The organism is Embleya sp. NPDC050154 (assembly GCF_044460165.1).
In the GTDB taxonomy this organism is placed as follows: domain Bacteria; phylum Actinomycetota; class Actinomycetes; order Streptomycetales; family Streptomycetaceae; genus Embleya.
In genome coordinates, this window is record NZ_JBITJP010000013.1 from 54443 (window position 1) to 76487 (window position 22045).

The window sequence follows — 22045 nt, forward strand, 5'->3', positions numbered from 1 at the left end:
TCATGAATGTTCGACCGCGAGACCGCGTCGCCATGGTCGTGGCGTCGAGCGCCGGTGTGGGCCTGGCCGCGGCCAAGGGCCTCGCCGTGCGGGGCGCGCACGTGTCGTTGTGCGACCTGGACCCGCGCCGGCTGGCCCGCGCGCATGTCGAGGTCAACGCGCTGGGGCCGGGCGACGTGCTGAGCATGCCGGTGGACCCCTACGATCCGTGCGCGGTGGCCGAGTGGGTGCGCCGCACCGCCGACAACTTCGGCGGCCTGGACATCGTGGTGACCAACTCCGGCCCGATCACGCCCGGTCCGGTGGACGGCTTCCGGCTGGCCGACTATCGCGCGGCGATCGACGCGAACCTGCTGCCGCACGTGAGCGCGACGCTGGCCGCGCTGCCCATCGTCAAGCGCGGCGGCTGGGGTCGGTTGCTGCTGATCGCGCCGGCGAAGGCACGTCGCCCGCACGGGCGCGAGGGGTTGTCCGGCATGGCCCGGATGGGCCTGATCGGCTATCTGCGCGGGTTGGTGGACACCCTGGACGGCACCGGCGTGACGGCCAACGTGCTGGTTCCGGGAGCGGGGCCCGGTGCCGGCCCCCGGCTGTGGGGCGATCCCGGGGCGGGTGCCGAGATCGCTCGGGTGGCCGACCGGATCCGTGGTGAAGGCACCCGCGAAGGCGCCGAGTTCGGGGCGCTGGCCGCGTATCTGGCGAGCGAGCGGGCCGAGCCCGTCACCGGTCTGGTCTTCGACACGCACGGCGGCGACGTCGGTGCGATGGCCGCCTGCCGCGGTTAGCCGGCGATCGGCGGATCCGGGCGGGGCCGCGCCCGACCCGGGTTCGCGCGCCGGTCGCGGCGCGGGCCGGCTAGCGGTGCGCGAGCACCCGGCGGGTCTCGGGGCGGTTCGCGCGGCCCGGGTCCGGGACGGGCGGGGCATCGACGAACGGGTAGCCGAGCAGCGCCCGGCGAAAGGCCTTCTCCGCGATGGCCGGCAGGTTCGAGGGGGCCAGACCGGAGGGATAGGCCATCGTCACCGGCAATGGTCCGGGCGGGGCGGGCAGCCCGGGGCGGACCGCCTTGGGCAGGTCCCACAACTCGTCCCCGTTGGCCACCAGGCACGCGACCCCCATGCCGGCCTTCGCCGCCGCGCGCAGCCCGACCAACTCGGGGCCCTCGTAGGAGATCCGCCACGGCACGTCGCAGGCGTCCAGCGCGGCCACGATCCGCCCGCGCATGGTGCACGGCTCGGTGAACAGGGTCAGCGGCAGCGCGGCGTTCTCGCCGTGCGCCGGCTGGCCGAACCAGTCCATCCGCAGGTGGCCGAGTCCGCGACTGGTGGCGGCCGGTTCGTCCGAGCGCGTCTGCAGGAGCAGCGCCAGGTCGAGTTGGCCGGTGCCCACCTGGGTCTCCAGCGCCTCGCTCAGGCCGGTGCGCACACTCACCTGCGCCTGCGGCAACCTGCGGGTGACCAGCCGAAGGAACTCCGGTAACGCCTCCGCGAGTTGATTGACGATCCCGATGGAGAGCCGTTCGTGTCCCGAAGCCGGCACGAAACGGTCCACCGCCTCGTCGTTGAGCGCGACGATCCGCCGGGCGTAGCCGAGGAGTTCCTCGCCCTGGGGGCTGAGCCGCAGGTTGCGCCCGGTCGAGGTGAAGATCGGACCCTTGATCAGACCGTTGAGCTGCCGGATCTGCTGGCTGACGGCGGGCTGGGTGATGTGCAGAGCCTCCGCGGCCCGGCGGAAACCACCGAGGTCGACCACGGTCAACAAAGCCCTCAGTCGATTGACTTGCAGGTCGTGATGCATTCTCCACTCACATCCATGAAGGGTCTTGCCACACACCTGACGCTCGGGTGGCGACGGGGCCAAGATGATGCTGTGCGGCAACAAGATCAATAAACCTGAGCAATTCGGCCTCGCCGGCGCCTTCGGCGTCGTATTGCCGGCCGAAACCAGGGTACGGGGCGCCGACCGGCCGTTCCACGGTACGGTTCACGACTTCGGCATGAGATTTTCACGGCCGAATGCGAATATGCGATCGGGTGGCATGATCCGGCGCCGAGCGGGCAGGCGGCAGGCGTCGCGTGCGACGAGCATGCCGGCAAACGGGCATTCGGTGGAGACGGGCGACGCCGAACCGGGCGTTTGCCGGCACGGCGCCGACGGCCATTTCGTCGACGATTCGCCCGCCCGAGTGTCCGGAGAAATCACGCGCACTTATCCGGGTCATAAAAACACGCGTTCGACGGCGACCCCCGGCGGTGGAGATCACGCCTAACGTCGATTACTCAGGAACGTTTCCGAGTTCGGATCCAGCCGAGGAGTCGCCATGCAGGGAGCCGCCGCCGGGCCCGCCGTCGAACAGGGAGTCCGGGTCACGCTCGCCGATCCCGGGCTGCGCACGCGCAGTCCCGGCGAGGAATTCGCCTGGGCGATGGGCGGCGTGCCCGCCGCCGAGGATCGGGTGGTCCCGTTCCGGGCCCATCTGCCCGCCGTCTTCCCGCTGTTCGCGACCCGACCGCGCTACGCGGTGCGGCACCTGCTGAAGACCGCGTCGGTGCCCGACCGTCGGGTGCCGTACGTGCACGAGCCGCCCGCCGAGACGACCGCCGCGGCCGGCACCTCCTATCGCAGCACACCCGAAGGCGCCTTCGTGCCCCGCCTGGAGCAGGCCGAACTCACCGACCTGACGGTGTCCGTACCGCTCCCGCGCGGGCTACTCGACCAGCCCGCGCTGCTCGCGTCCTTCGTGGACTACCGCGTGCTGGTCCGGCTGTCCGTGGTGGAGAACGAGTCGCTGCTGCACGGCAGCGCGGACAAGGCGATCCCCGGTCTGCTCACGCTGCCCGAGAGCAGGCACGGCCGGCTCGGCGCGGACCTGGCCGAGGGCCTGACCGTCGCCGCCGCCGAGGTCGAGGAGACCGGTGGCTCGTGCGACGGCATCGTCGTACACCCCTTCACCTACTGGGAGTTGGTCAAGACCGGCACGCTCGCCCTCCTGGCCCAGGCGGGCGTCACCGTCTCCCGGACCCGGATGATCCCGCGCGACCGGGTACTGCTCGGCGACTTCCGCGCCGCCGCGACCCTGCTCGTCCCGGACGTGGCCGCGCTCGCGCTGCGTCGCGGCGCCGGACCCGACGGCTGTGACGCGGTGCAGGCAACCACCCGAGTGGGACTGGCCGTTCACCTTCCGCAGCACTTCCTGCTGCTGACCCGCGACTGAGAAGGGAGTGTGCTCGCGATGGCCGACCGGTCCCCACGCGTGTTGTACATCACCGGCTGGATGCGCAGCGGCAGCACGCTCCTGGGCAACATCCTCAACGAACTTCCCGAAGTCCGGCACGTGGGCGAACTGCACTACCTGTGGCGCAACGGCGTCCTGGGCCGGGGCAGCAACTCGACCTGCGGCTGCGGCACGAGCCTGCGCGCGTGCCCGCTGTGGTCGGGTGTGCTGGAGGACACCGACGGCACCGGGCTCGAGGCGACCGCGCGGCGGACGGCCATGCGGCAACACGCGCTGCTGCGCACCCGGCACGTGCGCACCCGGCTCGCCGAGGCCCGCGGGCGGGTGCCCGCGGCCCCCGGCGTGGACGAACTCCTTGACCGCACCGCGCGGATCCATCGCCGGCTCGTCGACGACGGCGCCGGCCGGCTGATCGTGGACGGCTCGAAGTACCCGGCGGAGGCCGCCGCGCTGCTCGGCCGCCGCGACCTGGACGTGCGCATCCTGCACATCGTGCGCGACCCCCGGGCCACCGCGCTGTCCTATCGGCGGGCCAAGCAGTACATCGACCCGATGAGCCCGGCCCGCAGCAGCGGCTACTGGAACGCCTTCAACGTGGCGTCCGAACTGGTCGGCGCCACCGCCGTGGGCCGCTACCTGCGGGTGCGCCACGAGGACCTGTGCGCGCGGCCCGCGGACGTGCTCGCCGACGTGCTGCGCTTCGCCGGACTCGACGACGAGCCGCCGGTCGACGCGCGGGGCCGGGTGCACCTGGGCGGCAACCACACCGTCACCGGAAACCCGGACCGGTTGCGACAGGGCGTCACCGAGATCCGCCCCGACGAGCGGTGGCGGACCGAACTGGCCCCGCGCGACCTGGCCGTCGTCACCGCACTGACCGCGCCCCTGCTGCGCCGCTACGGCTATCCACTGCTGCCCGGGCACGGCGACCGGGCGCACCCGACGAAGGCATCGGCGGAGCCGGTGCCGGCGACCGCCGCCGCGCAACGATAGGAGCCGACCGTGGATCTCGGACTCGATGGCCGCGCCGCGCTCGTCGCCGCGGCCGGCAGCGGGATCGGCCTGGCCGTCGCGCGTGCGCTGGCGGCGGAGGGCGCCGATGTGTCGATCTGCGGACGGGATCCGGACAAGCTGGCCCGCGCCCGGGACGAGATCGACGCGTGCGGCAAGGGCCGGGTGCTGGCCACCTCGATCGATCTGCGCGACGAGGAGGCCGCCGCGGGCTGGGTCCGGCGCACCGCCGAGGAGTTCGGTGCCCTGCATATCGTGGTGAGCAACTCCGGCGGCGTGCCGTTCGGCCCGGTGGAGAGCTTCACCGTCGCGCAGTACCGGGAGGCGGTCGACGGCAACCTGCTTCCGCACGTGTCGCTCGCGCTCGCCGCGGCGCCGTACCTGACCGCGGCGGGCTGGGGCCGGATCGTGATGATCACCTCGGAGTCGGTGCGCCAACCGCACCCCGGCAGCGGGCTGTCCTCGGTGGCCCGGCTCGGGGTGCTCGGCTTCGCCAAGGGCCTGGTGCACGCGTTCGGCGCGGCCGGGGTGACCGTGAACGTGCTGGCCCCCGGATTCCACCGGACACCCATTCTGGACGTGCAGTACGGCGCCCGGGTCGAGGAACGGCTCGCCGAGGTGGCCCGGGACATCCCGCTGGGCCGGATCGGCCGGGCCGAGGACCTCGGCGCGCTGGTCTGCTTCCTGGCCGCCGAACAGGCCGGCTACGTCACCGGCTCGGTCGTGGTGGTGGACGGCGGCAACTCGCGGGGGATCGGCTGATGGCGGCGCCCGCGCACCGGCCCGAGGCGGATACCGCCGGCACCGAAGCCCGCCCGACGCAGCCCTGGGCGCGCACCTTCGCCGGCGTCCTGGTCGCGCTGTTCACCACGTTCGTCGCGGTCGGCCTGGCGATCACGGTCATCCCCCGACTGGTCACCCGGGAACTGCACGGCTCGCCGCTCCAGGTCGGCGTCGCGTTCACGGTGTCCGGCGTGGTGGCCCTGCTGGTGCGCCCGTACGCCGGGCGGCTGGCCCAACAGCGCGGCTGCCGCCCGGTGATGATGCTCGGCGCCGCGCTGATGGTGCTGGTCGGCGGGCTGTACGCGCTGCCGCCGACCCTGTTCGGGTTGTTGGCGGCCCGGTTCGTGCTCGGCGTGGGGGAGGCCCTGCTGTTCACCGCCGGATCGGTGTGGACGGTGGCCCTGACCCCGGTGGACCGACGCGGTCAGGTGGTCGGGTTCTACGGACTGGCGATGTGGGCGGGCCTGGCGGTGGGGCCGGCGCTGGGCGAAGTGTTGTATCGGACCGGCTCGTACGGCGCGGTGTGGACGGCCGCCGCCGTGTTGCCCGCGGTCGCCGTGGCGGTGCTGACCCGGCTGCCCGACAGCGCCCGCCAAGGCGTCGCGGTGTCCGCCCGGTTGTTGCCGCGCGCCGCGATCCTGCCCGGCCTCTCGCTCGGCTTCGGCGCGTTCGGATACGCGGCGGTGGCGAGCTTCGGGGCGCTGGCCTTGACGTCCCGCGGGATCGGCAACGGTTCGCTGCTGATCAGCGTGTTCAGCGCGTCGTACGTGGGTGTGCGGGTGGTCGCGGGGCGGGTGCCCGATCGGGTCGGCGCGCTGCCGGTGATCGTGGTGTCCGCGTGCGTCGAGGCGGTCGGCCTGGTGCTGATCGCGTTCGCCTCGACCCTGTGGGTCGCGGCGGCCGGCGCGCTGATCGCCGGCGGCGGCTTCACCCTGCTGTATCCGGCGCTGGCGATGATCGCGATCGACACTCCGCCGGAATCCGAACGCGGCGCGGTACTGGGCGCCATCTCCTCGTTCTTCGACGTCGCGGTCGGCCTCGCCGGGCTGCTCGGCGGGCTGCTCGCCGAGGTCGGCTACACCGCCACCTTCCTGCTGGCCGCGGTCGCCGTACTGGGCTCGCTGTACACCGGCACCGCCGCGGCCCGGCGCCGGGACCGAGCCCGGGCCTCGTGACCTGATCGATCCCCCGCGCGTGGCCACACGCGTGCCGACCCACCGAAGGAGTCCTCGCATGTCCGCCGCACCGAGCGAGACCGCCCGCGCGCGCGACGCCGCCCTGTACGTGCTCAAGCTGGGCAGCGCGACGCTCACGCACGAATCGCTCTTCGACGAGATTCTCGCGCTGCGCCGGCGCGGGGCCCGGCTGCTGGTGATCGCCGGCGGCGCGGCCGGCATCACCGAGCACTACGCCCGGATCGGGCGCGAGGTGCGGATGTTGACCCTGCGCTCCGGCGACACCGTGCGCTACTGTCCGCCCGCCGAACTGCCGCACCTGCTGGCCGCCTACGAACAACTCACGCTGCCGCGCGTGGACGACGCGCTGACCCGGCGCGGCCTTTCGGTGTTCGCCGCCCCGGCCCGCACCGCCGGCCTCGTGCGCGCCACCGCCGTCGGACCCCTGCGAGTGGTCGAGGACGGCCGCACCAGGGTGGTGCGCGACCAGCGCGCGGGACGCGTGAGCGGGGTCGACGCGGCGCGCCTGACGGACCTGTTGGCCACCTTCGACGTGGTATGCCTGTCCCCGCCGGTCGCCGACGCCGACGGCGGCGTGGCGCTGAACGTGGACGCCGACGTGCTGGCCGCCGAGGCGGCCAAGGCCCTGGACGCCGACCACCTGCGCCTGGTCACCGGAACGGCCGGACTGCTGGCCGACCCCGAGGCGGACGGCGGCACGCTGCGCGACATGTTGCCCGGACAGGGACAGCGCTACGCGCGTGGCCGGATGCGGCACAAGGTGCGGGCCGCGGAGATCGCCCTCGGCGGCACCTGCGACGTGGCGATCACCGGCCCGCACACCCTCGACACCACCCGCGCGACCCGGTTCTGGCGCGCCCCCGCGCCCAGCCCCGACCTCGAACTCCTGTCCCGAGCCGTGCAGTTGTCGTCGGTATCGCACGACGAACGCGAACTCGCCGAGTATCTCGCGGGCTGGTGCGCGGCCCACAAACTCGATGCCGAGATCGACGCGGCCGGCAACCTGGTGGCCACGCGCGGCACCGGCCCGCGCCGACTGCTGCTGCTCGGCCACCTGGACACCGTGCCGCACCGCTGGCCGGTCCGCTGGGACGGCGACGTGCTCACCGGGCGCGGCTGCGTGGACGCCAAGGCGAGCCTGGTGACCTACCTGCGCACGCTGGCCGAGCTGGAGGTGCCGGACGACGCGCAGGTGCGCGTGATCGGCGCCGTACAGGAGGAGATCACCGGCGCCGGTGCCTTCCACGCCCGCGACCACTACCCCGCCGACGCGGTCGTGATCGGCGAACCCAGCGGCGCGGGCGCGCTCACCATCGGCTACTACGGCCTGGTCAAGCTGCGGCTGAGCATGTCCGAACACACCGAACACACCGCCGGAAAGGGCGCGCGCACGGCCGGCGACCGCATGGTCGAGGGGCTGCGGGCGGTCCGCGCCGAGGTGGAACGACTGAACCCGGACGCGCTCACCGCGGTGCTGGGCATCCGTGCGCACAACCGCGGCGACGTACAGCTCGGCGAGGCGACGGTGGACGTGCGCGTGCCGCCGGGCCTGGCCGTGGACGACCTGCTCGCGGCGCTGCGCGCACTGCCCCTGGCGCCCATCGCGCTGGACGTGGTCCGGGCCACCCCCGGGGTGTCCACCGCGCGCTCCAGCCCGCTGGTGAAGGTCTTCCAACGCGCGTTCCGCGCCGCCGGGACCACGCCGCGATTCCTGCTCAAGAAGGGCAGCAGCGACATGAACACGCTGGCCACCACCTGGCACGACATCCCCATGGTCGCCTACGGCCCGGGAGACTCCAAGCTGGACCACACCCCGCACGAAAAGTTGGACGCGGCGGAGTTCCGCGCGGCCGGCACGATCCTGACCGCCGCGGTCCGAGGATGGTGTGCGTCGTGACCGGGCCCGCGTACTGCACCTGCCGGCCCGGCGCCACCGTCTGGCTCACCGGCCCGCCCGGCGCGGACCGGGACCGGCTCGCCCGGGTCGCGGCCCGGTCGTTGCGGCGTGCGCACCGTCGGGTGGAGATCCTGACCGGTGCCGCGCTGCGCCGCGTCGTCGGCGCCGACCCGACGTCCTCCGGCGCCGAACGCCGCGGGCACGTGCTGCGGATCGGCCGAGTCGCACACGTACTGGCCCGCAACGGCGCCACCGTGCTGGTGACGGTGCCCGCCCCCGACGCGGCGACCCGGGCCCGGGTGCGGGCCTGGCACCTGGACAGCGGGACCCGCTACCTGGAGGTGCGCGTGGGCGCCGCCGCGGACTCGACCGGGCCGTCGATCGCGGCGGACCCGGCGCACGGACCCGAGGCCGCGGCGGCGCTGCGCGCGCTGCTCATCGAGGAGGGATCGGCATGACCATCGCGACGAACCGCGCCGACGGCACCGGCGGCACCGACGGCACCGACAAGGGGTATCCGTTCGCGCACCTGGAGGCGATGGAGTCCGAGGCGGTGCACATCCTGCGCGAGGTGGCCGGGGAGTTCGAGCGGCCGGTGATCCTGTTCTCCGGCGGCAAGGACTCCATCGTGATGCTGCACCTCGCGCTCAAGGCCTTCGCGCCCGGAGTGCCCCCGTTCGCGCTGCTGCACGTGGACACCGGCCACAACTTTCCCGAGGTGCTGGAGTACCGCGACCGCACGGCGGCCCGACACGGACTGCGCCTGCACGTGGTGTCGGTCCAGGAGTTCATCGACGCCGGCGAACTGCGCGAGCGTGCGGACGGCACCCGCAATCCGTTGCAGACCGTGCCGCTGCTCGACGCGATCGAACGGCACGGCTTCGACGCGGTGTTCGGAGGCGGCCGGCGGGACGAGGAGAAGGCCCGCGCCAAGGAGCGGGTGTTCTCGCTGCGCGACGAGTTCGGCGGCTGGGATCCGCGCCGGCAGCGGCCGGAGTTGTGGCAGCTGTACAACGGGCGGCACGCGCCGGGCGAGCACGTGCGGGTCTTCCCGCTCTCCAATTGGACCGAACTGGACATCTGGCAGTACATCGCCCGGGAGCGGATCGAACTCCCGGCCATCTACTACGCGCACGAGCGGGAGGTCTTCCACCGATCCGGCATGTGGCTGACCCGGGGCGAGTGGGGCGGCCCGGGCGAGGACGAACCGACCGAGTGCCGGCGCGTGCGCTACCGCACGGTCGGCGACATGTCCTGCACCGGCGCGGTGGACTCCGACGCCGACACCGTCGAGAAGGTCATCGACGAGATCACCGCGTCCCGCCTGACCGAGCGGGGCGCCACCCGGGCCGACGACAGGATGTCCGAGGCCGCGATGGAGGACCGCAAGCGAGAGGGCTACTTCTGATGATCGTCGACACACTGCGCTTCGCCACCGCCGGCTCCGTGGACGACGGCAAGTCCACCCTGGTCGGCCGACTCCTGCACGACTCCAAGTCGATCCTGGCCGATCAACTGGAGGCGGTCGAGCAGGCCTCCTTCGACCGGGGGCAGCACACACCCGACCTGGCCCTGCTCACCGACGGCCTGCGGGCCGAGCGTGAGCAGGGCATCACGATCGACGTGGCCTACCGCTACTTCGCCACGCCCCGCCGCCGGTTCATCCTCGCCGACACCCCCGGGCACGTGCAGTACACCCGCAACATGGTCACCGGGGCGTCCACCGCCGAGCTGGCCGTGGTGCTCATCGACGCGCGCAACGGCGTGGTCGAACAGACCCGGCGGCACGCCGCGGTGGCCGCGCTGCTGCGGGTCCGGCACGTGGTGCTCGCGGTCAACAAGATGGACCTGGTGGACTGGTCCGAGACCGTCTTCGCGGGCATCGCGGACGAGTTCACCGCCTACTGCGCCGCGCTCGGGGTGGCCGAGGTCACCGCGATCCCGGTCTCCGCGCTGACCGGGGACAACGTGGTGGAGCCGACCGGGACGATGCACTGGTACGCCGGGCCGACCCTGCTCGAACACCTGGAGACGGTGCCGGTCACCCGAGACCCGGACGGCGACCCGACGCGCTTCCCGGTCCAGTACGTGATCCGTCCGCAGACCGCCGAACTCCCGGACTACCGGGGCTACGCGGGCCAGATCGCCTCCGGCGTGCTGCGGGTGGGGGACCGGGTCAGCACGCTGCCGTCCGGAGGCACCAGCACCGTCGAGGGCATCGACGCTCTCGGCGAACCGGTGGACACCGCGTGGGCGCCGCAATCGGTGACCGTACGGCTGGCCGACGACCTGGACATCTCCCGCGGCGATCTGCTCGCCCCCGAGGACACCGCGCCCGACCCCACCCGAGACGTCCGCGGGACCGTCTGCCACCTGCACGACCGGCCGCTGGCACCGGGTCAACGGGTGCTGCTGCGGCACACCACCAGGACGGTGCGGGCGATCGTCAAGGAGATCCCCTCGCGGCTGAACCTCGACGACCTCTCGCACCGGTCCGCCCCCGGCGAACTCGTCGCCAACGACATCGGCACGGTCGTGCTGCGCACCGCCGAGCCGATCGCCCTCGACCCGTACGCGCACTCCCGGCGCACGGGCTCGTTCCTGCTGATCGACCCGATCGACGGAACGACGTTGTCCGCGGGGATGGCCGAGACCCCGGCCTGACCGGGGAAGACACCCGTGCCCACGCTCGCCGTCCGCGGACGGCGAGCGTGGGCACGGGTGTTCGTCGACCGCATCGACTCGGCGGCCGGGTGGTCAGCGGGGTGCGCCGATCGCGCCGTTCCGGGACTCCCACTCGGCGGGCGCGTCCCCGGCGGGGCCGTCCGCCGGAGCCGCCGCGGCCTCGGCCTCGAGCGTCGGGTCGACCTCGGGGCGCGCCGGCAGCGCGAACATCAACACGAAGATCACGACCAGGACGACCGCGGCCCACAGCAGCGAGTTCTCGAAGGCGTTCACGAACGCGGGCCCCACCTTCTCGGGCGCGAGTCCGTCCTCGATCAGCCGGAAGAAGACCACCGACGTCAGCCCCAGACCCAGCGCGTTGCCCATCTGCAGCGTCGTGTTGATCAGCCCGGACGCCGATCCGGCATGCTCGCGCGGTACATCGGAGAGCACCGCGTTGGTCAGCGGCGCCACGATCAGCCCCATGCCGACGCCGATCACCAGGAGCGGCAACGCCATCTGCCAGGCCGTGATCCCGGTGCCGTACCGGTCCGCCTCCCACAGGTAGATCAGCATGCCCGCGGCCATCACCAGCGCACCGGCCTGGAGCACCTTGCGTCCGAATCGCGGCACCAGCTTCTGCACCGAGACGCCCGCGGCGGCGGCGACCGCCACCGAGAACGGCAGGCTGGTCAGACCGGCGCGCATCACACTCCAACCCAGTCCGATCTGCATGTACAGCGTCCAGACCAGGAAGAACATGCCACACACGACACCGAAGCCGAACTCCACCGCGATCCCGGCACTGAAGCTCTTCACCCGGAACAGCGACATCTCCACCAGCGGCGAGCCGTCCCGACGGGTCTTGGCCCGCTCGTACAGTGCCAGCGCGGCGAACACGAACACCGAGCCGGCCATGGAGAGGTAGCCCCACAGCGGCCAGCCCAACTCGCGGCCCTGGGTGAGCGGGTACAGCAACATCAGCAGGCCCAGCGTGACCAGGCCGACGCCGACCAGGTCCAGATGCAGGGCGCGGGCGGCCTTGGACTCGGTGATGTACTTGCGGCCCAGGATCAGCCCGGCGATGCCCACCGGCACGTTGATCAGGAAGATGGTCCGCCATTCGAGGTCGAACACGTTCCACTCGGTGAGCAGCGCGCCCAGCAGCGGTCCGCAGACCCCGCCCATGCCGACGATGGCGCCGAACAGGCCGAAGACCTTGCCGCGTTCGTGCGCGGGAAAGGTGGCGTGCACGATCGACAGGACCTGCGGGACCATGATCGCGGCCCCGGCGCCCTGCAGGATCCTGGACGCGACCAGCATGTCCGCGTTCACCGCGCAGCCGCTGAGCGCGGAGGCGACGGTGAAGGTGGTGACACCGATCAGGAAGATCCGCCGGCGCCCGTGGATGTCGCCGAGCCGGCCGCCGGTGATCAGGCCGGCCGCGAACGCGAGCACATAGCCCGCGGTGATCCATTGGATCTGGCTCGTGGAGGCGTCCAGGTCGCGCTGGATGGAGGGCAGTGCGACGTTGACGATCGTGACGTCGAGCAGATCCATGAACGCCGCGGTCATGACGATGGCCAGTGCGATCCAGCGCCGCGAATCCGGCGGGGCCGCTTCCGGGTGAGCGATGGGTGAAGTCATGCTTCCAGGCTAGAAATCGAAGGGGGTGGACAGGGGGTCGCGCGTTAAGGGCTTGCGTTCGTTTCGATCAGCACGGTTTATGGCCGAGCCGCGGGATTTCCGGGGAAAGCGCGGCGCAGGCAATCGGCCCGCCGCGGATCGAATACATGTTCCATCGGGCGGGCGGTGCATTTGTGATATCCGTTGGGTACGTGAAGAGTTCACATCCCGACCGGGAAAAACCCGCGGCACACCGCCGGCGTACTCACGCCGAGCGGAGGAAGACTTCCCCTCGCCATCGACGAAGTGCCCGGTCCGGCCCGCCGACTTCGGACGCACCGGCCCGGCACGCCGCCCGCCACACAGCCCCCGAGGAGCGCCATGAACACCATTGCCCTTCCGCCCGCCCGAGTCCACGCGCCCACCGTCCCGGCACTTTCCCCCGACGGCTGCGAGAAACTGGTCGTCGAGAATCTCACCGCACCGCCGGCCGATCGAAACCGGCCGGCCACGTGTATCTGCTGGTCGGACGCGCAGCCCGTCGACTGAACCGGATATCCCGGACCGATCGGCGGACTTCCCCGAGGACCGAAGGGAAATCGTGAACGGCGCGCGACACAATGCCCCCGGCCTTGCCTTCAAACCCCACCTCGAGGTCGAAGTGGTGCCCGCCGAAGGCGTGTTCCTGGTGTCCGAGCGCGGGGTGACCGCACTGCGCGGCACCGGCCTGGTCGCCCTCGCACCGCTCCTGGACGGCACCCGCACCCTGGACGCGCTCATCGCCGAGACCGCATCGACCCTGCCCACCGCGCAGACCCGACACCTGGTCGGCGGCCTGCTCGACGCGGGCCTGCTCACCCACCGGCGACCGGCCGAGAACGTCCCCGAAGCCGATCGGGCCTACTGGGAACTCGCGGGCCTGGACGGTGACCTCGCGGCGGACCGGGTACGCACCGGCCCGGTCCGCGTGGTCGGTGTCGGCCCCACCGGCACCGCGACCGCGACCGCGCTCACCGAGGCCCTGGTCGCCTCCGGGCTGCACGTGCCCGACACCTCGGACCGACCCCCGGCGCTGACCATCGCCGGGTGCGACGACTACCTCGACCCCGCGCTGGCCGACCTGGACGCCGCGCACCGCGCCTCCCGGGTGCCCTGGCTCCTGGTCCGCTGCGGCGGCGAACAGCCTTGGATCGGGCCGCTGTTCCGCCCCGGCGATGCGGACGCCCCGTGCTGGCGCTGCCTGGCCGAAGCGCTGCGCCGCAATCGCCCCGCGCACCGCTACCTCGAACAGGCGCTGGGCCGACCGGTCGGCGCGCCCGCGTCCGCCCACCCGGCCGGCCGGCTGCTCGCGCTGCACCTGGCCGGCCTGGAGGCCGCCAAATGGCTGGCCGGCCGACCCCGGCCCGCCCCCGACACGATCTGGACACTGGACACCCTCACCCTCACCGGCCGGCACCACCCGGTGCGCCGCCGCCCGCAATGCGCCGGCTGCGGCGACCCCGAAATCGTCGCCCACCGGGTGCGGGCCCCGGTCCGCCCCGGCACCCGGATCAAGGCCGACACCGCGTACGGAGACCGGGCCTCGACCCCCGAGGAGATCCTCGAGCGTTACGGCCACCTGGTGGATCCGCTCACCGGAGTCCTGGGCGAGATCACCCGGGACACCAGAGGCCCCGACTTCCTCAACTGCTTCCACGCCGGCCACAACCCGGCCGCCGCGCCCACCGGCCGGACCGCGCTGCACGCGGGGCTGCGCACCCACAGCTCCGGCAAGGGCCCGACCGCGCGCGACGCCCGGGTCGGCGCGCTGTGCGAGGCTGTGGAACGGTTCAGCGGCGACCACCACGGCGACGAACCGGTCGTCCGGGCGGCCTACGCCGACCTTGGCGACAACGCCGTGCACCCCGACCTGGTCCAACTCTTCCACCCCCGCCAGTTCGCGGACCGCGAACGCTGGAACGCCGAACACGCCCCCGCCCACCACGTGTGCGCGCCGTTCGACGACCACGCGCCGGTGCACTGGACCCCGACCTGGTCGCTCACCGGGGACCGCCCGCGACTGCTGCCCACCTCGCTGCTCTACTACAACACCCCGCGCGACCCGGGCGGTCGCCGCTGCGTCGCCGGCTCCAACGGCTGCGCCGCGGGCGGCTCGCTCGAGGACGCCATCCTCCAGGGCTTCCTGGAACTGGTCGAACGCGACGCCGTCGCGCTGTGGTGGTACAACCGCACCCGGCAGCGCGGGGTCGACCTGGACACGTTCGAGGACCCCTGGATCGCCCGGGTGCGCGGCGGCCACGCCGAACTGCACCGGCAGGTGTGGGCCCTCGACCTCACCAGCGACCTGGGCGTGCCGGCGTTCGCCGCACTGTCGCGGCGGGTGGACAAACCCGCGGAGGACATCTCGCTCGGCTTCGGCGCGCACTTCGACCCGGGCATCGCGCTGCGCCGCGCGCTGGCCGAGGTCAACCAGATGTTGCCGCCCGTCGCCCGGGTCGCCGCCGACGGGTCCGGCTACGGGTGCGACGACCCCGTGGCGCTGCACTGGTGGCGCACCGCGACGATCGCCGAACATCCCTACGTCACCCCCGATCCCGGCCTGCCCGCGAGTGCTCCGGGCGACTTCCCGCACCGGCGGCACCGGGACCTGCGCGAGGACGTGCGGACCATCGAGAACCTGGTCCGGGCACACGATCTGGAACTGCTCGTGCTGGACCAGACCCGCCCCGACATCGGGCTGCCCGTGGTGCGGGTGATCGTCCCGGGGCTTCGCCCGGTCTCGGCCCGGTTCGCCCCGGGGCGGCTGTACGACACGCCGGTGCGGCTGGGCCGGCTCACCGCCCCGACCCGCTATGCCGACCTCAATCCGATTCCCCTGTTCCTGTAGCCCGTCCCGCTCCTACGCTGCGTTGCACAGCGACCTCGAGCGAGGAGCCTTGATGCACGCAACTCCCGCGCGCGAACCCGAGATCAGCCCGGGACACAGACCCGCGCCGCACACCGAACCCGCTCCGCGCACGGCGGTGACGATCACCGCGATCGTGATCCTCGGCTTCTTCCTGGTCGCGCTCACCTATGTGCTGCGCGACGAACACGGAGCCGGTGCGCTGGTGTTGTGCCTGGCGCTGATGTTGCTGCTGTTCGCGTTGCAACTGGGCCACTCGTTCCCGTCCCGGGTGCCGATCCTGGCAGGCCGGCGCGAGCGCACACTGGCGGCGCAGGCCCTGCTGACCTACCTGCCGTTCACCCTCTTCGGCGCGGCCTGGCTGGGCATGCCCGGGTTCCTGGCCGCGTCGTGTCTGCTCGTGCTCAAGTCCGTCCTCGCGTGGGTGTGCTTCGGCACCGTCGTGGTGTCCACCGGAGTGATCCAATACGCGGTCGGCTTCGGCGGCGGTGAACTCGCCTACAACGTCACCGCCACCGCGCTGACCGGGCTGGTCGTCTACGGGCTCAGCCGACTCGCCGAGCTGATGCGCGAAGTCCAGGAGGCCCGTGAGGAGTTGGCCCGCTTCGCGATCACCCGCGAGCGGCTGCGCTTCGCTCGCGACCTGCACGATCTGCTCGGTTCCAGCCTGTCCACCATCACACTCAAGTGCGAACTCGCCTACCGTCTGGTGCGCCTGCACCCCGCGCGGGCCGAGGCCGAGATCGTGGAGATCCTGCACACGTCCCGGCAGGCGCTGGCCGACGTCCGCTCGGTCGCCAGCAGTTACCTGCACATGAGCCTGACCCGCGAGATCACCGCCGCCGAGTCGCTGCTGAGCGCGGTGGGCATCGACACCCGGGTGCGCGCCGCCGCGGACCTGCCCACGGGCGGCGCGGACGCGGTGCTGGCCACCGTGCTGCGCGAGGGCATCACCAACGTGCTGCGGCACAGCAAGGCCCGGCACTGCGTGATCGAAACGGTCCTCGACCACGACCGGGTGCGGCTGACCCTGACCAACGACGGCATCGACGCGAGCAAGACGCCGCCGGTCGCCGCCGGCGCGACCGAGGGCGGCAGCGGGCTGCGCAACATGGCCACCCGGGTGCTGGCCCTGGGCGGGACGCTGACCGCGGCCACCCGTGCGGACGGCTGGTTCGAACTGACGGCGGAACTGCCGGTTAACGCGGAGGCCGATCCCGATCGGAACGCGGGGTGGGACACCGCGGTCGGCGGCTCCCCGGGCCGGTGACGCCGCGCGGCCGGTCGACGCGCGTCACAACCAGCCGGAGTCGCGCGCGATCCGCACCGCGTCCATACGATTGCGGGCGTTGAGCTTGGTCACCGTCGTGGTCAGGTAGTTGCGTACCGTCCCGGCGGAGAGGAACAGGCCGCGCGCGATCTCCGGCACGTCCACCCCCTCGGCGGCCAACCGCAACACCTCGGTCTCCCGCGCGCTCAACGGATTCTCCGCCGCCTGGAGCGTGGCCACCGCCAACTGCGGATCGATCACCTGCTCACCGGCGGCCACCGCGCGGATGGCGGCGGCCAGTTGGTCCGGATCGGCGTCCTTGAGCAGGAACCCCGAGGCGTGCGCGGCCAGCGCCCGCCGCAGATTGCCCGGCCGGCCCAGGCTGGTCAGGATCACCGTGCGGCACTCGGGCAACCGCTCGTGCAGCAGCCGGGCCGCCCGAATGCCGTCCAGACCCGGCAGATCGATGTCCAACACCGCGACCTCGGGGCGCACCTCGAGCGCCACCGGCAGGATGAGATCTCCGCAATCGACCTCGGCGACGACCTCGATGTCGGGCTCCAGTTCCAGTAACGACACCAGCGCCCGACGCAGCATGAGCATGTCCTCGGCGAGAAGAACCCTGACCATCGTGTCCCCCCACGGCATCCCAACGGGATGGTCACTGTCATCGACCGTTCCTCGGGAGCACCGGCGGCAGCGCCCCGCCCGCGACACCGACGACCCCACGCCCTCTCACCTGCCCCGACGCGCTCCGATCACGCCGGTCCAAGGCGAGCACGACCGGTCAGATCGAGAACGTGTCGCCGCGCACCCGCACCGACCGGCCGATCCACGGGTCGGTGCGCATGGACGCCAGCACGTCGGCGTCCGTCGAGGAGGCCACCGATCGCACGCCGCCCGTGCCCTCGACCACCGCGATCGCCACCGCCGGCTCGCCCTGCTCGAACGCCACCGTGCAGCCCACCACGTCCGCCGGGCCCGCGTAGTCCGCGTCCACCGGCCGGGCCGGCAACTCGGCACTGACGTCCACCGCCCGGAAACCGCCGGCGGCGGGGCGGCCCGCCCACAGCGCGCCGGCCTGCTTGGTCACCATCCCCGACACGGCGGTCACCAGCCCGTCCCCACCCGCGAGCACGTTCGCCGCGACCTCGACCGTGGCCTGGAGCACGTAGTTGTTGAGCGGCCCCCCGGCGAAGGCCATCCCGCCCGTACCGGTCAACGCCCGGCCGGCACGCTCGGTCAGACCCAACTCGCGCTGCTGGATGCGCACCGCCGCCGGGAAGCAGCTGTACAGGTCAACGTGGGTCGTGTCCCCCACCCCGGAGCCCAGCGCCGCGCCGACCGCCGCGAACCCCGGGGAGCGGTCCAGGTCCGGTCGGGCCACCAGCGGCACCATCGTGTTCGCCTCGGCCGCCATGGTCGGGAACACCCACCGCCCGCGCTCGACCCCGAACCGCCGCGCGGCCTCCGCCGAACACAGCAGCAGCGCGGCGGCCTGGTCGACGTTCATCTGCGAGCAGTGCCACTTGGTGTACGGGTCGGCCAGCCACGCGTTGCGCCCCTCGGGGGACAACAACTCGTCTTCGCGCAGCGCGCGACCGCGCACCGAGTGCCCGGCGTCGGCCGCGACGGCCGAGAAGCCCTGCCACAGCGCGGCGATCTCGCGCGCGTTGTCCGCCGGCGACAACCCGCGTGCCGCGCCGATCGCGGACTCCATCACCGCGTACTGCCGGGCCGGCACGGCCAGATGGCGATCGATCTCGACCCGGGCCAGGATGTCCGCACCCGGCGCCCAGACCGTGTCGGGCACCCCGTCCGCGACCGGATCCGCGAGCTCGACCCCGGCGATCCTCGCCCGCAACCGCCGGTGGGCCGCCTCGCCGCCCACCACCAGGACCACGTCCGCCCGCCCGGCGGCGATGTCGGCGCAGGCCCGGCTGATCAACGACTGCTGCAACACCCCGAGTTCGGCCAGCGTGCTGTGCGCGTCGACGATCTTGAACCGGTTCGCCAGCCACCGTCCCGGATCGCCGTGCCGCCACGTCCCGCGCGGGACCAGCACATGCCGCACCGCCCGCAACAGGCCGCCCAGGCCGTCGGCGGCGTCCTCGACGGCCCGGGCCATCAACTCCAGCTCGCCGACCCCGGCGCCCGCCTCGGCCAGGCGCTGATTCGCCACCCCGGCGCCCACCAGCACCGGTGTCCGCGGATCGATCGTCTCCAGCGCCATCGACGCCCCCTCGCAACGCTGCTCCTCGGCACCGGACCACCCGGCGGGCCGACCGTAACGGCGGATCCCGACGATCACCAGAGCCGACGATCACCTTTGCCGCGGCCCCGCGGCCGGGCCGACCCGACCGGCGCGGTTGCGGACCGCCCGCCGGCGGGCATACGACAACCTTCGGCCCGGCACCCCGAGGAGCAGCGCGATGACCGAACACGACTCCTATGTGCGGGTACGCGGCGCGCGTGAGCACAACCTGCGCGACGTGGACGTGGACATCCCGCGCGACACGTTCGTCGTGTTCACCGGGGTCTCCGGCTCCGGGAAGTCCTCGCTCGCGTTCGGCACGCTGTACGCGGAGGCACAACGGCGGTATTTCGAATCGATCGCCCCGTACGCCCGGCGACTGATCCAGCAGGTCGGCGCGCCGCACGTGGACGAGATCAGCGGACTGCCGCCGGCCATCGCGCTGCGCCAACAGCGCTCGGCGCCGACCTCGCGCTCGACGGTGGGCACCCTGACGACGCTGTCCAACTCGCTGCGGATGTTGTTCTCCCGGGCCGGCCACTACCCGCCCGACGCGCGGCGGGTGGACTCGGACGCGTTCTCGCCGAACACCGTCGCCGGCGCCTGTCCGAACTGCCACGGCCTGGGCCGGGTGCACGAGGTGAGCGAGGAGTCGCTGGTCCCGGACCCGGGCAGATCGATCCGGGACGGTGCGATCGCCGCGTGGCCGGGCGCCTGGTACGGGAAGAACCTGCGGGACATCCTGGCCACCCTCGGCTACGACGTGGACCGGCCGTGGCGCGAGCTGCCGAAGGTCGAGCGGGACTGGATCCTGTTCACCGACGACCAGCCCGTGGTCACCGTGCGTCCGGTGCGCGACGCGAGCCGGATCCAACGCGACTACCAGGGCACGTACAGCAGCGCGCGGCGGATCGTGCTGAAGACGTTCGCGACCTCCAAGAGCGCGACGCAGCGCAGGCGGGTCGAGCGTTTCCTGCGCAGTGGGCCGTGTCCGGTGTGCCACGGCCGGCGGCTGCGGCCGGAATCCTTGGCGGTGACCTTCGCGGGGTACGACATCGCCGCGCTGGTCGCGCTGCCGCTGGCCGAGGCGGCGAAGGTGTTGGCCGGCGCGGAGGCCGACGGCGAGCCGGCCGCGACGATCTGTACGGACCTGGTGGCGCGGATCGCGGTGCTGGTCGAGCTGGGGCTCGGCTACCTGAGCATGGATCGGGAGACGCCGACGCTCTCCTCGGGCGAACTCCAGCGGTTGCGGCTGGCCACCCAGCTCCGGTCGGGCCTGTTCGGGGTGGTGTACGTGCTGGACGAGCCGTCCGCGGGATTGCACGCGGCGGACACCGAGGCGCTGCTCGTGGTGCTCGACCGGCTGCGCGCGGCAGGCAATTCGTTGTTCGTGGTGGAACACCGGATGACGGTGGCGCGCCGCGCGGGCTGGCTCGTGGACGTCGGGCCCGGCGCGGGCGAGGGCGGCGGCCGGATCCTGTACAGCGGCCCGCCGGCCGGGCTGCGCGAGGTGGCCGACTCGGCGACCCGCCGATACCTGTTCCGGACCGGCCCGGCGGCGATCCGGGAGCCGCTGTCGCCCACCGGGTGGGTGACGCTGACCGGGGTGACCCTGCACAACCTGCGCGATGTGGACGTGCGCTTCCCGCTGGGCGTGTTCACCGTGGTCACCGGGGTGTCCGGCTCGGGCAAGTCCAGCCTGGTCGGCGGGGTGTTGGCGGAGGTGACGGCGGATCACCTGGGCACCCGGCCGGAGGAGGACGAGGACCGGCGGCAGGAGTCGGGCGAGATTCGCGCGGTGGAGGGCCTGGACGTGGTCGATCGGCTGGTGCGGGTGGACCAGAAGCCGATCGGGCGCACCCCGCGCTCGAACCTGGCCACCTACACCGGCCTGTTCGACACGGTGCGCAGGCTCTTCGCGGACACCGACGCGGCGCGCGAGCGCGGGTGGACCGCGAGCCGGTTCTCCTTCAATGTGGACGGCGGCCGATGCGAGACGTGTTCGGGGGAGGGCTTCGTCGCGGTGGAGCTGCTGTTCCTGCCCGGGACGTACGCGCCGTGTCCGACCTGCCACGGCGCGCGCTACAACCCGCCGACGCTGGAGGTGACGTACCGGGGGCTGAGCGTCGCGGACGTGCTCGGGCTGACGGTGGACGCCGCCGCCGACTTCCTCGCCGAGGTGCCGGCCGCCGCGCGCAGTCTGACCACGTTGCGCGAGGTGGGCCTGGGCTACCTGCGACTGGGACAGCCCGCGACCGAGCTCTCCGGCGGCGAGGCGCAGCGGATCAAGTTGGCCAGTGAGCTGCAACGGGCCCGGCGCGGGCACACGCTGTACGTGCTGGACGAGCCGACGGCCGGGCTGCATCCGGCCGATGTCGAGCTGTTGATGCGCCAGTTGCACGGTCTGGTCGCGGCGGGCAACACGGTCGTGGTGGTCGAACACGACCCGGACGTGATCGCCGGCGCGGACTGGATGATCGACCTCGGTCCGGGCGGCGGCGCCAACGGCGGCCGGATCGTGGCGAGCGGGGTGCCGGCGGATGTGGCGGCGAAGGGTGTGGGGGTGACCGCGCGGTTCCTGGCGGCGTACTGACGCGGCGCACTGACGCGCGGGGCGGCGCCGGGCGGGTGGGCGAGCCGGGCCACGCCGGCGCCTCGTCGCGCGGTTCGGCATCGCGTGGTTCGGGCGGGTGGATCGGCCCGCGCGGGTCGGCCCGGCCGGCTCAGTCGGCGTCCGGACCGGCCAGGAACTCGAGGAGGACGGCCGGATCGTCGCCGGCACACGCCGCGCGCACGGCCGCCTCGTGTGCCTGGGCCAGCGCGTCCAACCGGGCGAGGCGGTGGCGCCCGCGCCGGGACAGGTGCGCGGCGATCCGGCGGCGGTCCACGCCGGACTGGCGTCGGTAGATCCAGCCGTCGTCCACCAGCGCGTCCACGATCCGGGTCAGGCTGGCGTGCGGGATCAGCAGGCTCTGCGCCAGGTCGCCCATCAGCCGGCCGTCGCCCTCGCCGACGGCGCGCAGCACGAGCCACTGGTCGAGGGTGCAGTTCTCCTCGGCCAACACGAGGGTCAGGGTGCGGGTCAGGCGGCGCTGCGCGATGGTCAGCAGCTCGGCCAGGGGCGGTCGGGCGACGGCTCGTTCGGCGAGTTCGCCGGCGGACATGCGCATCACCCCTTCACCGGGCCGGTTCCAGGAGCATACT

19 protein-coding genes are annotated in these 22045 nt (G+C 72.9%); 14 read left to right on the plus strand and 5 right to left on the minus strand.

Annotation, left to right across the window (positions count from 1 at the left end):
• Positions 1-2: 2 nt before the first annotated feature.
• Positions 3-785, plus strand: a complete 783-nt coding sequence (locus tag ACIBSV_RS26445; RefSeq protein ID WP_395867145.1) for an SDR family NAD(P)-dependent oxidoreductase — start codon at positions 3-5, stop codon at positions 783-785.
• Positions 786-855: 70 nt separating this feature from the next.
• Here the strand turns inward: ACIBSV_RS26445 and ACIBSV_RS26450 are convergent, their stop codons facing one another.
• Positions 856-1797 (minus strand): LysR substrate-binding domain-containing protein, encoded by a 942-nt coding sequence (locus ACIBSV_RS26450; RefSeq protein WP_395867147.1) that lies wholly within the window; start codon positions 1795-1797, stop codon positions 856-858.
• 64 nt (positions 1798-1861) lie between these two features.
• Here ACIBSV_RS26450 and ACIBSV_RS26455 point away from each other — a divergent pair, with 64 nt between their 5' ends.
• From ACIBSV_RS26455 to ACIBSV_RS26495, 9 genes are read left to right on the plus strand one after another with little or no spacing between them, the layout of a single operon-like run.
• Positions 1862-2269 (plus strand): hypothetical protein, encoded by a 408-nt coding sequence (locus tag ACIBSV_RS26455; RefSeq protein ID WP_395867149.1) that lies wholly within the window; start codon positions 1862-1864, stop codon positions 2267-2269.
• A 51-nt stretch (positions 2270-2320) separates the two neighbouring features.
• Positions 2321-3214, plus strand: coding sequence for a family 3 encapsulin nanocompartment shell protein (locus ACIBSV_RS26460; protein ID WP_395867151.1), 894 nt, complete (start codon positions 2321-2323; stop codon positions 3212-3214).
• Between the two features lie 18 nt (positions 3215-3232).
• Entirely contained in the window at positions 3233-4228 is a 996-nt protein-coding gene (locus tag ACIBSV_RS26465) for a sulfotransferase (protein ID WP_395867153.1), read from the plus strand.
• 9 nt (positions 4229-4237) lie between these two features.
• Positions 4238-5008 (plus strand): SDR family NAD(P)-dependent oxidoreductase, encoded by a 771-nt coding sequence (locus tag ACIBSV_RS26470; RefSeq protein ID WP_395867155.1) that lies wholly within the window; start codon positions 4238-4240, stop codon positions 5006-5008.
• A complete protein-coding gene (locus ACIBSV_RS26475; RefSeq protein ID WP_395867157.1) occupies positions 5008-6204 on the plus strand; it encodes an MFS transporter in 1197 nt (398 codons plus the stop codon). Before ACIBSV_RS26470 ends, ACIBSV_RS26475 begins: the two co-directional genes overlap by 1 nt.
• 58 nt (positions 6205-6262) lie before the next feature.
• On the plus strand, positions 6263-8122 hold the full coding sequence (locus tag ACIBSV_RS26480) for a M20/M25/M40 family metallo-hydrolase (RefSeq protein ID WP_395867159.1): 1860 nt from the start codon (positions 6263-6265) through the stop codon (positions 8120-8122).
• Entirely contained in the window at positions 8119-8580 is a 462-nt protein-coding gene (locus ACIBSV_RS26485) for an adenylyl-sulfate kinase (protein WP_395867161.1), read from the plus strand. The genes ACIBSV_RS26480 and ACIBSV_RS26485 overlap by 4 nt, the downstream gene beginning before the upstream one ends.
• Positions 8577-9530 (plus strand): sulfate adenylyltransferase subunit CysD, encoded by a 954-nt coding sequence (gene cysD, locus ACIBSV_RS26490; protein ID WP_395867163.1) that lies wholly within the window; start codon positions 8577-8579, stop codon positions 9528-9530. The genes ACIBSV_RS26485 and cysD overlap by 4 nt, the downstream gene beginning before the upstream one ends.
• Positions 9530-10786 carry a sulfate adenylyltransferase subunit 1 gene (locus ACIBSV_RS26495; RefSeq protein WP_395867165.1) on the plus strand — a complete coding sequence of 419 codons (1257 nt, stop codon included), beginning with the start codon at positions 9530-9532 and terminating at the stop codon, positions 10784-10786. Before cysD ends, ACIBSV_RS26495 begins: the two co-directional genes overlap by 1 nt.
• Before the next feature lie 93 nt (positions 10787-10879).
• On the opposite strand, the gene ACIBSV_RS26500 is transcribed toward ACIBSV_RS26495, so the two are convergent.
• Positions 10880-12433 (minus strand): MFS transporter, encoded by a 1554-nt coding sequence (locus ACIBSV_RS26500; RefSeq protein ID WP_395867167.1) that lies wholly within the window; start codon positions 12431-12433, stop codon positions 10880-10882.
• 360 nt (positions 12434-12793) lie between these two features.
• Between ACIBSV_RS26500 and ACIBSV_RS26505 the strand changes: the two genes are divergently transcribed.
• From ACIBSV_RS26505 to ACIBSV_RS26515, 3 genes are read left to right on the plus strand one after another with little or no spacing between them, the layout of a single operon-like run.
• The gene (locus tag ACIBSV_RS26505; protein WP_395867169.1) at positions 12794-12961 is read left to right on the plus strand and encodes a hypothetical protein; all 168 of its coding nucleotides are present in this window, start codon (positions 12794-12796) and stop codon (positions 12959-12961) included.
• A gap of 52 nt (positions 12962-13013) precedes the next feature.
• Entirely contained in the window at positions 13014-15299 is a 2286-nt protein-coding gene (locus ACIBSV_RS26510) for a TOMM precursor leader peptide-binding protein (RefSeq protein WP_395867171.1), read from the plus strand.
• Between the two features lie 52 nt (positions 15300-15351).
• Positions 15352-16587: a sensor histidine kinase gene (locus ACIBSV_RS26515; protein WP_395867172.1), complete on the plus strand. Its 1236-nt coding sequence runs from the start codon at positions 15352-15354 to the stop codon at positions 16585-16587.
• 24 nt (positions 16588-16611) lie between these two features.
• Here the strand turns inward: ACIBSV_RS26515 and ACIBSV_RS26520 are convergent, their stop codons facing one another.
• The gene (locus ACIBSV_RS26520; RefSeq protein ID WP_395867174.1) at positions 16612-17217 is read right to left on the minus strand and encodes a DNA-binding response regulator; all 606 of its coding nucleotides are present in this window, start codon (positions 17215-17217) and stop codon (positions 16612-16614) included.
• Between the two features lie 157 nt (positions 17218-17374).
• Positions 17375-18898 (minus strand): hypothetical protein, encoded by a 1524-nt coding sequence (locus ACIBSV_RS26525; RefSeq protein ID WP_395867176.1) that lies wholly within the window; start codon positions 18896-18898, stop codon positions 17375-17377.
• 121 nt (positions 18899-19019) lie between these two features.
• Here ACIBSV_RS26525 and ACIBSV_RS26530 point away from each other — a divergent pair, with 121 nt between their 5' ends.
• Entirely contained in the window at positions 19020-21434 is a 2415-nt protein-coding gene (locus ACIBSV_RS26530) for an ATP-binding cassette domain-containing protein (protein ID WP_395867178.1), read from the plus strand.
• Positions 21435-21564: 130 nt separating this feature from the next.
• Here the strand turns inward: ACIBSV_RS26530 and ACIBSV_RS26535 are convergent, their stop codons facing one another.
• The gene (locus ACIBSV_RS26535; RefSeq protein WP_395867180.1) at positions 21565-22005 is read right to left on the minus strand and encodes a MarR family winged helix-turn-helix transcriptional regulator; all 441 of its coding nucleotides are present in this window, start codon (positions 22003-22005) and stop codon (positions 21565-21567) included.
• Positions 22006-22045: the final 40 nt, after the last annotated feature.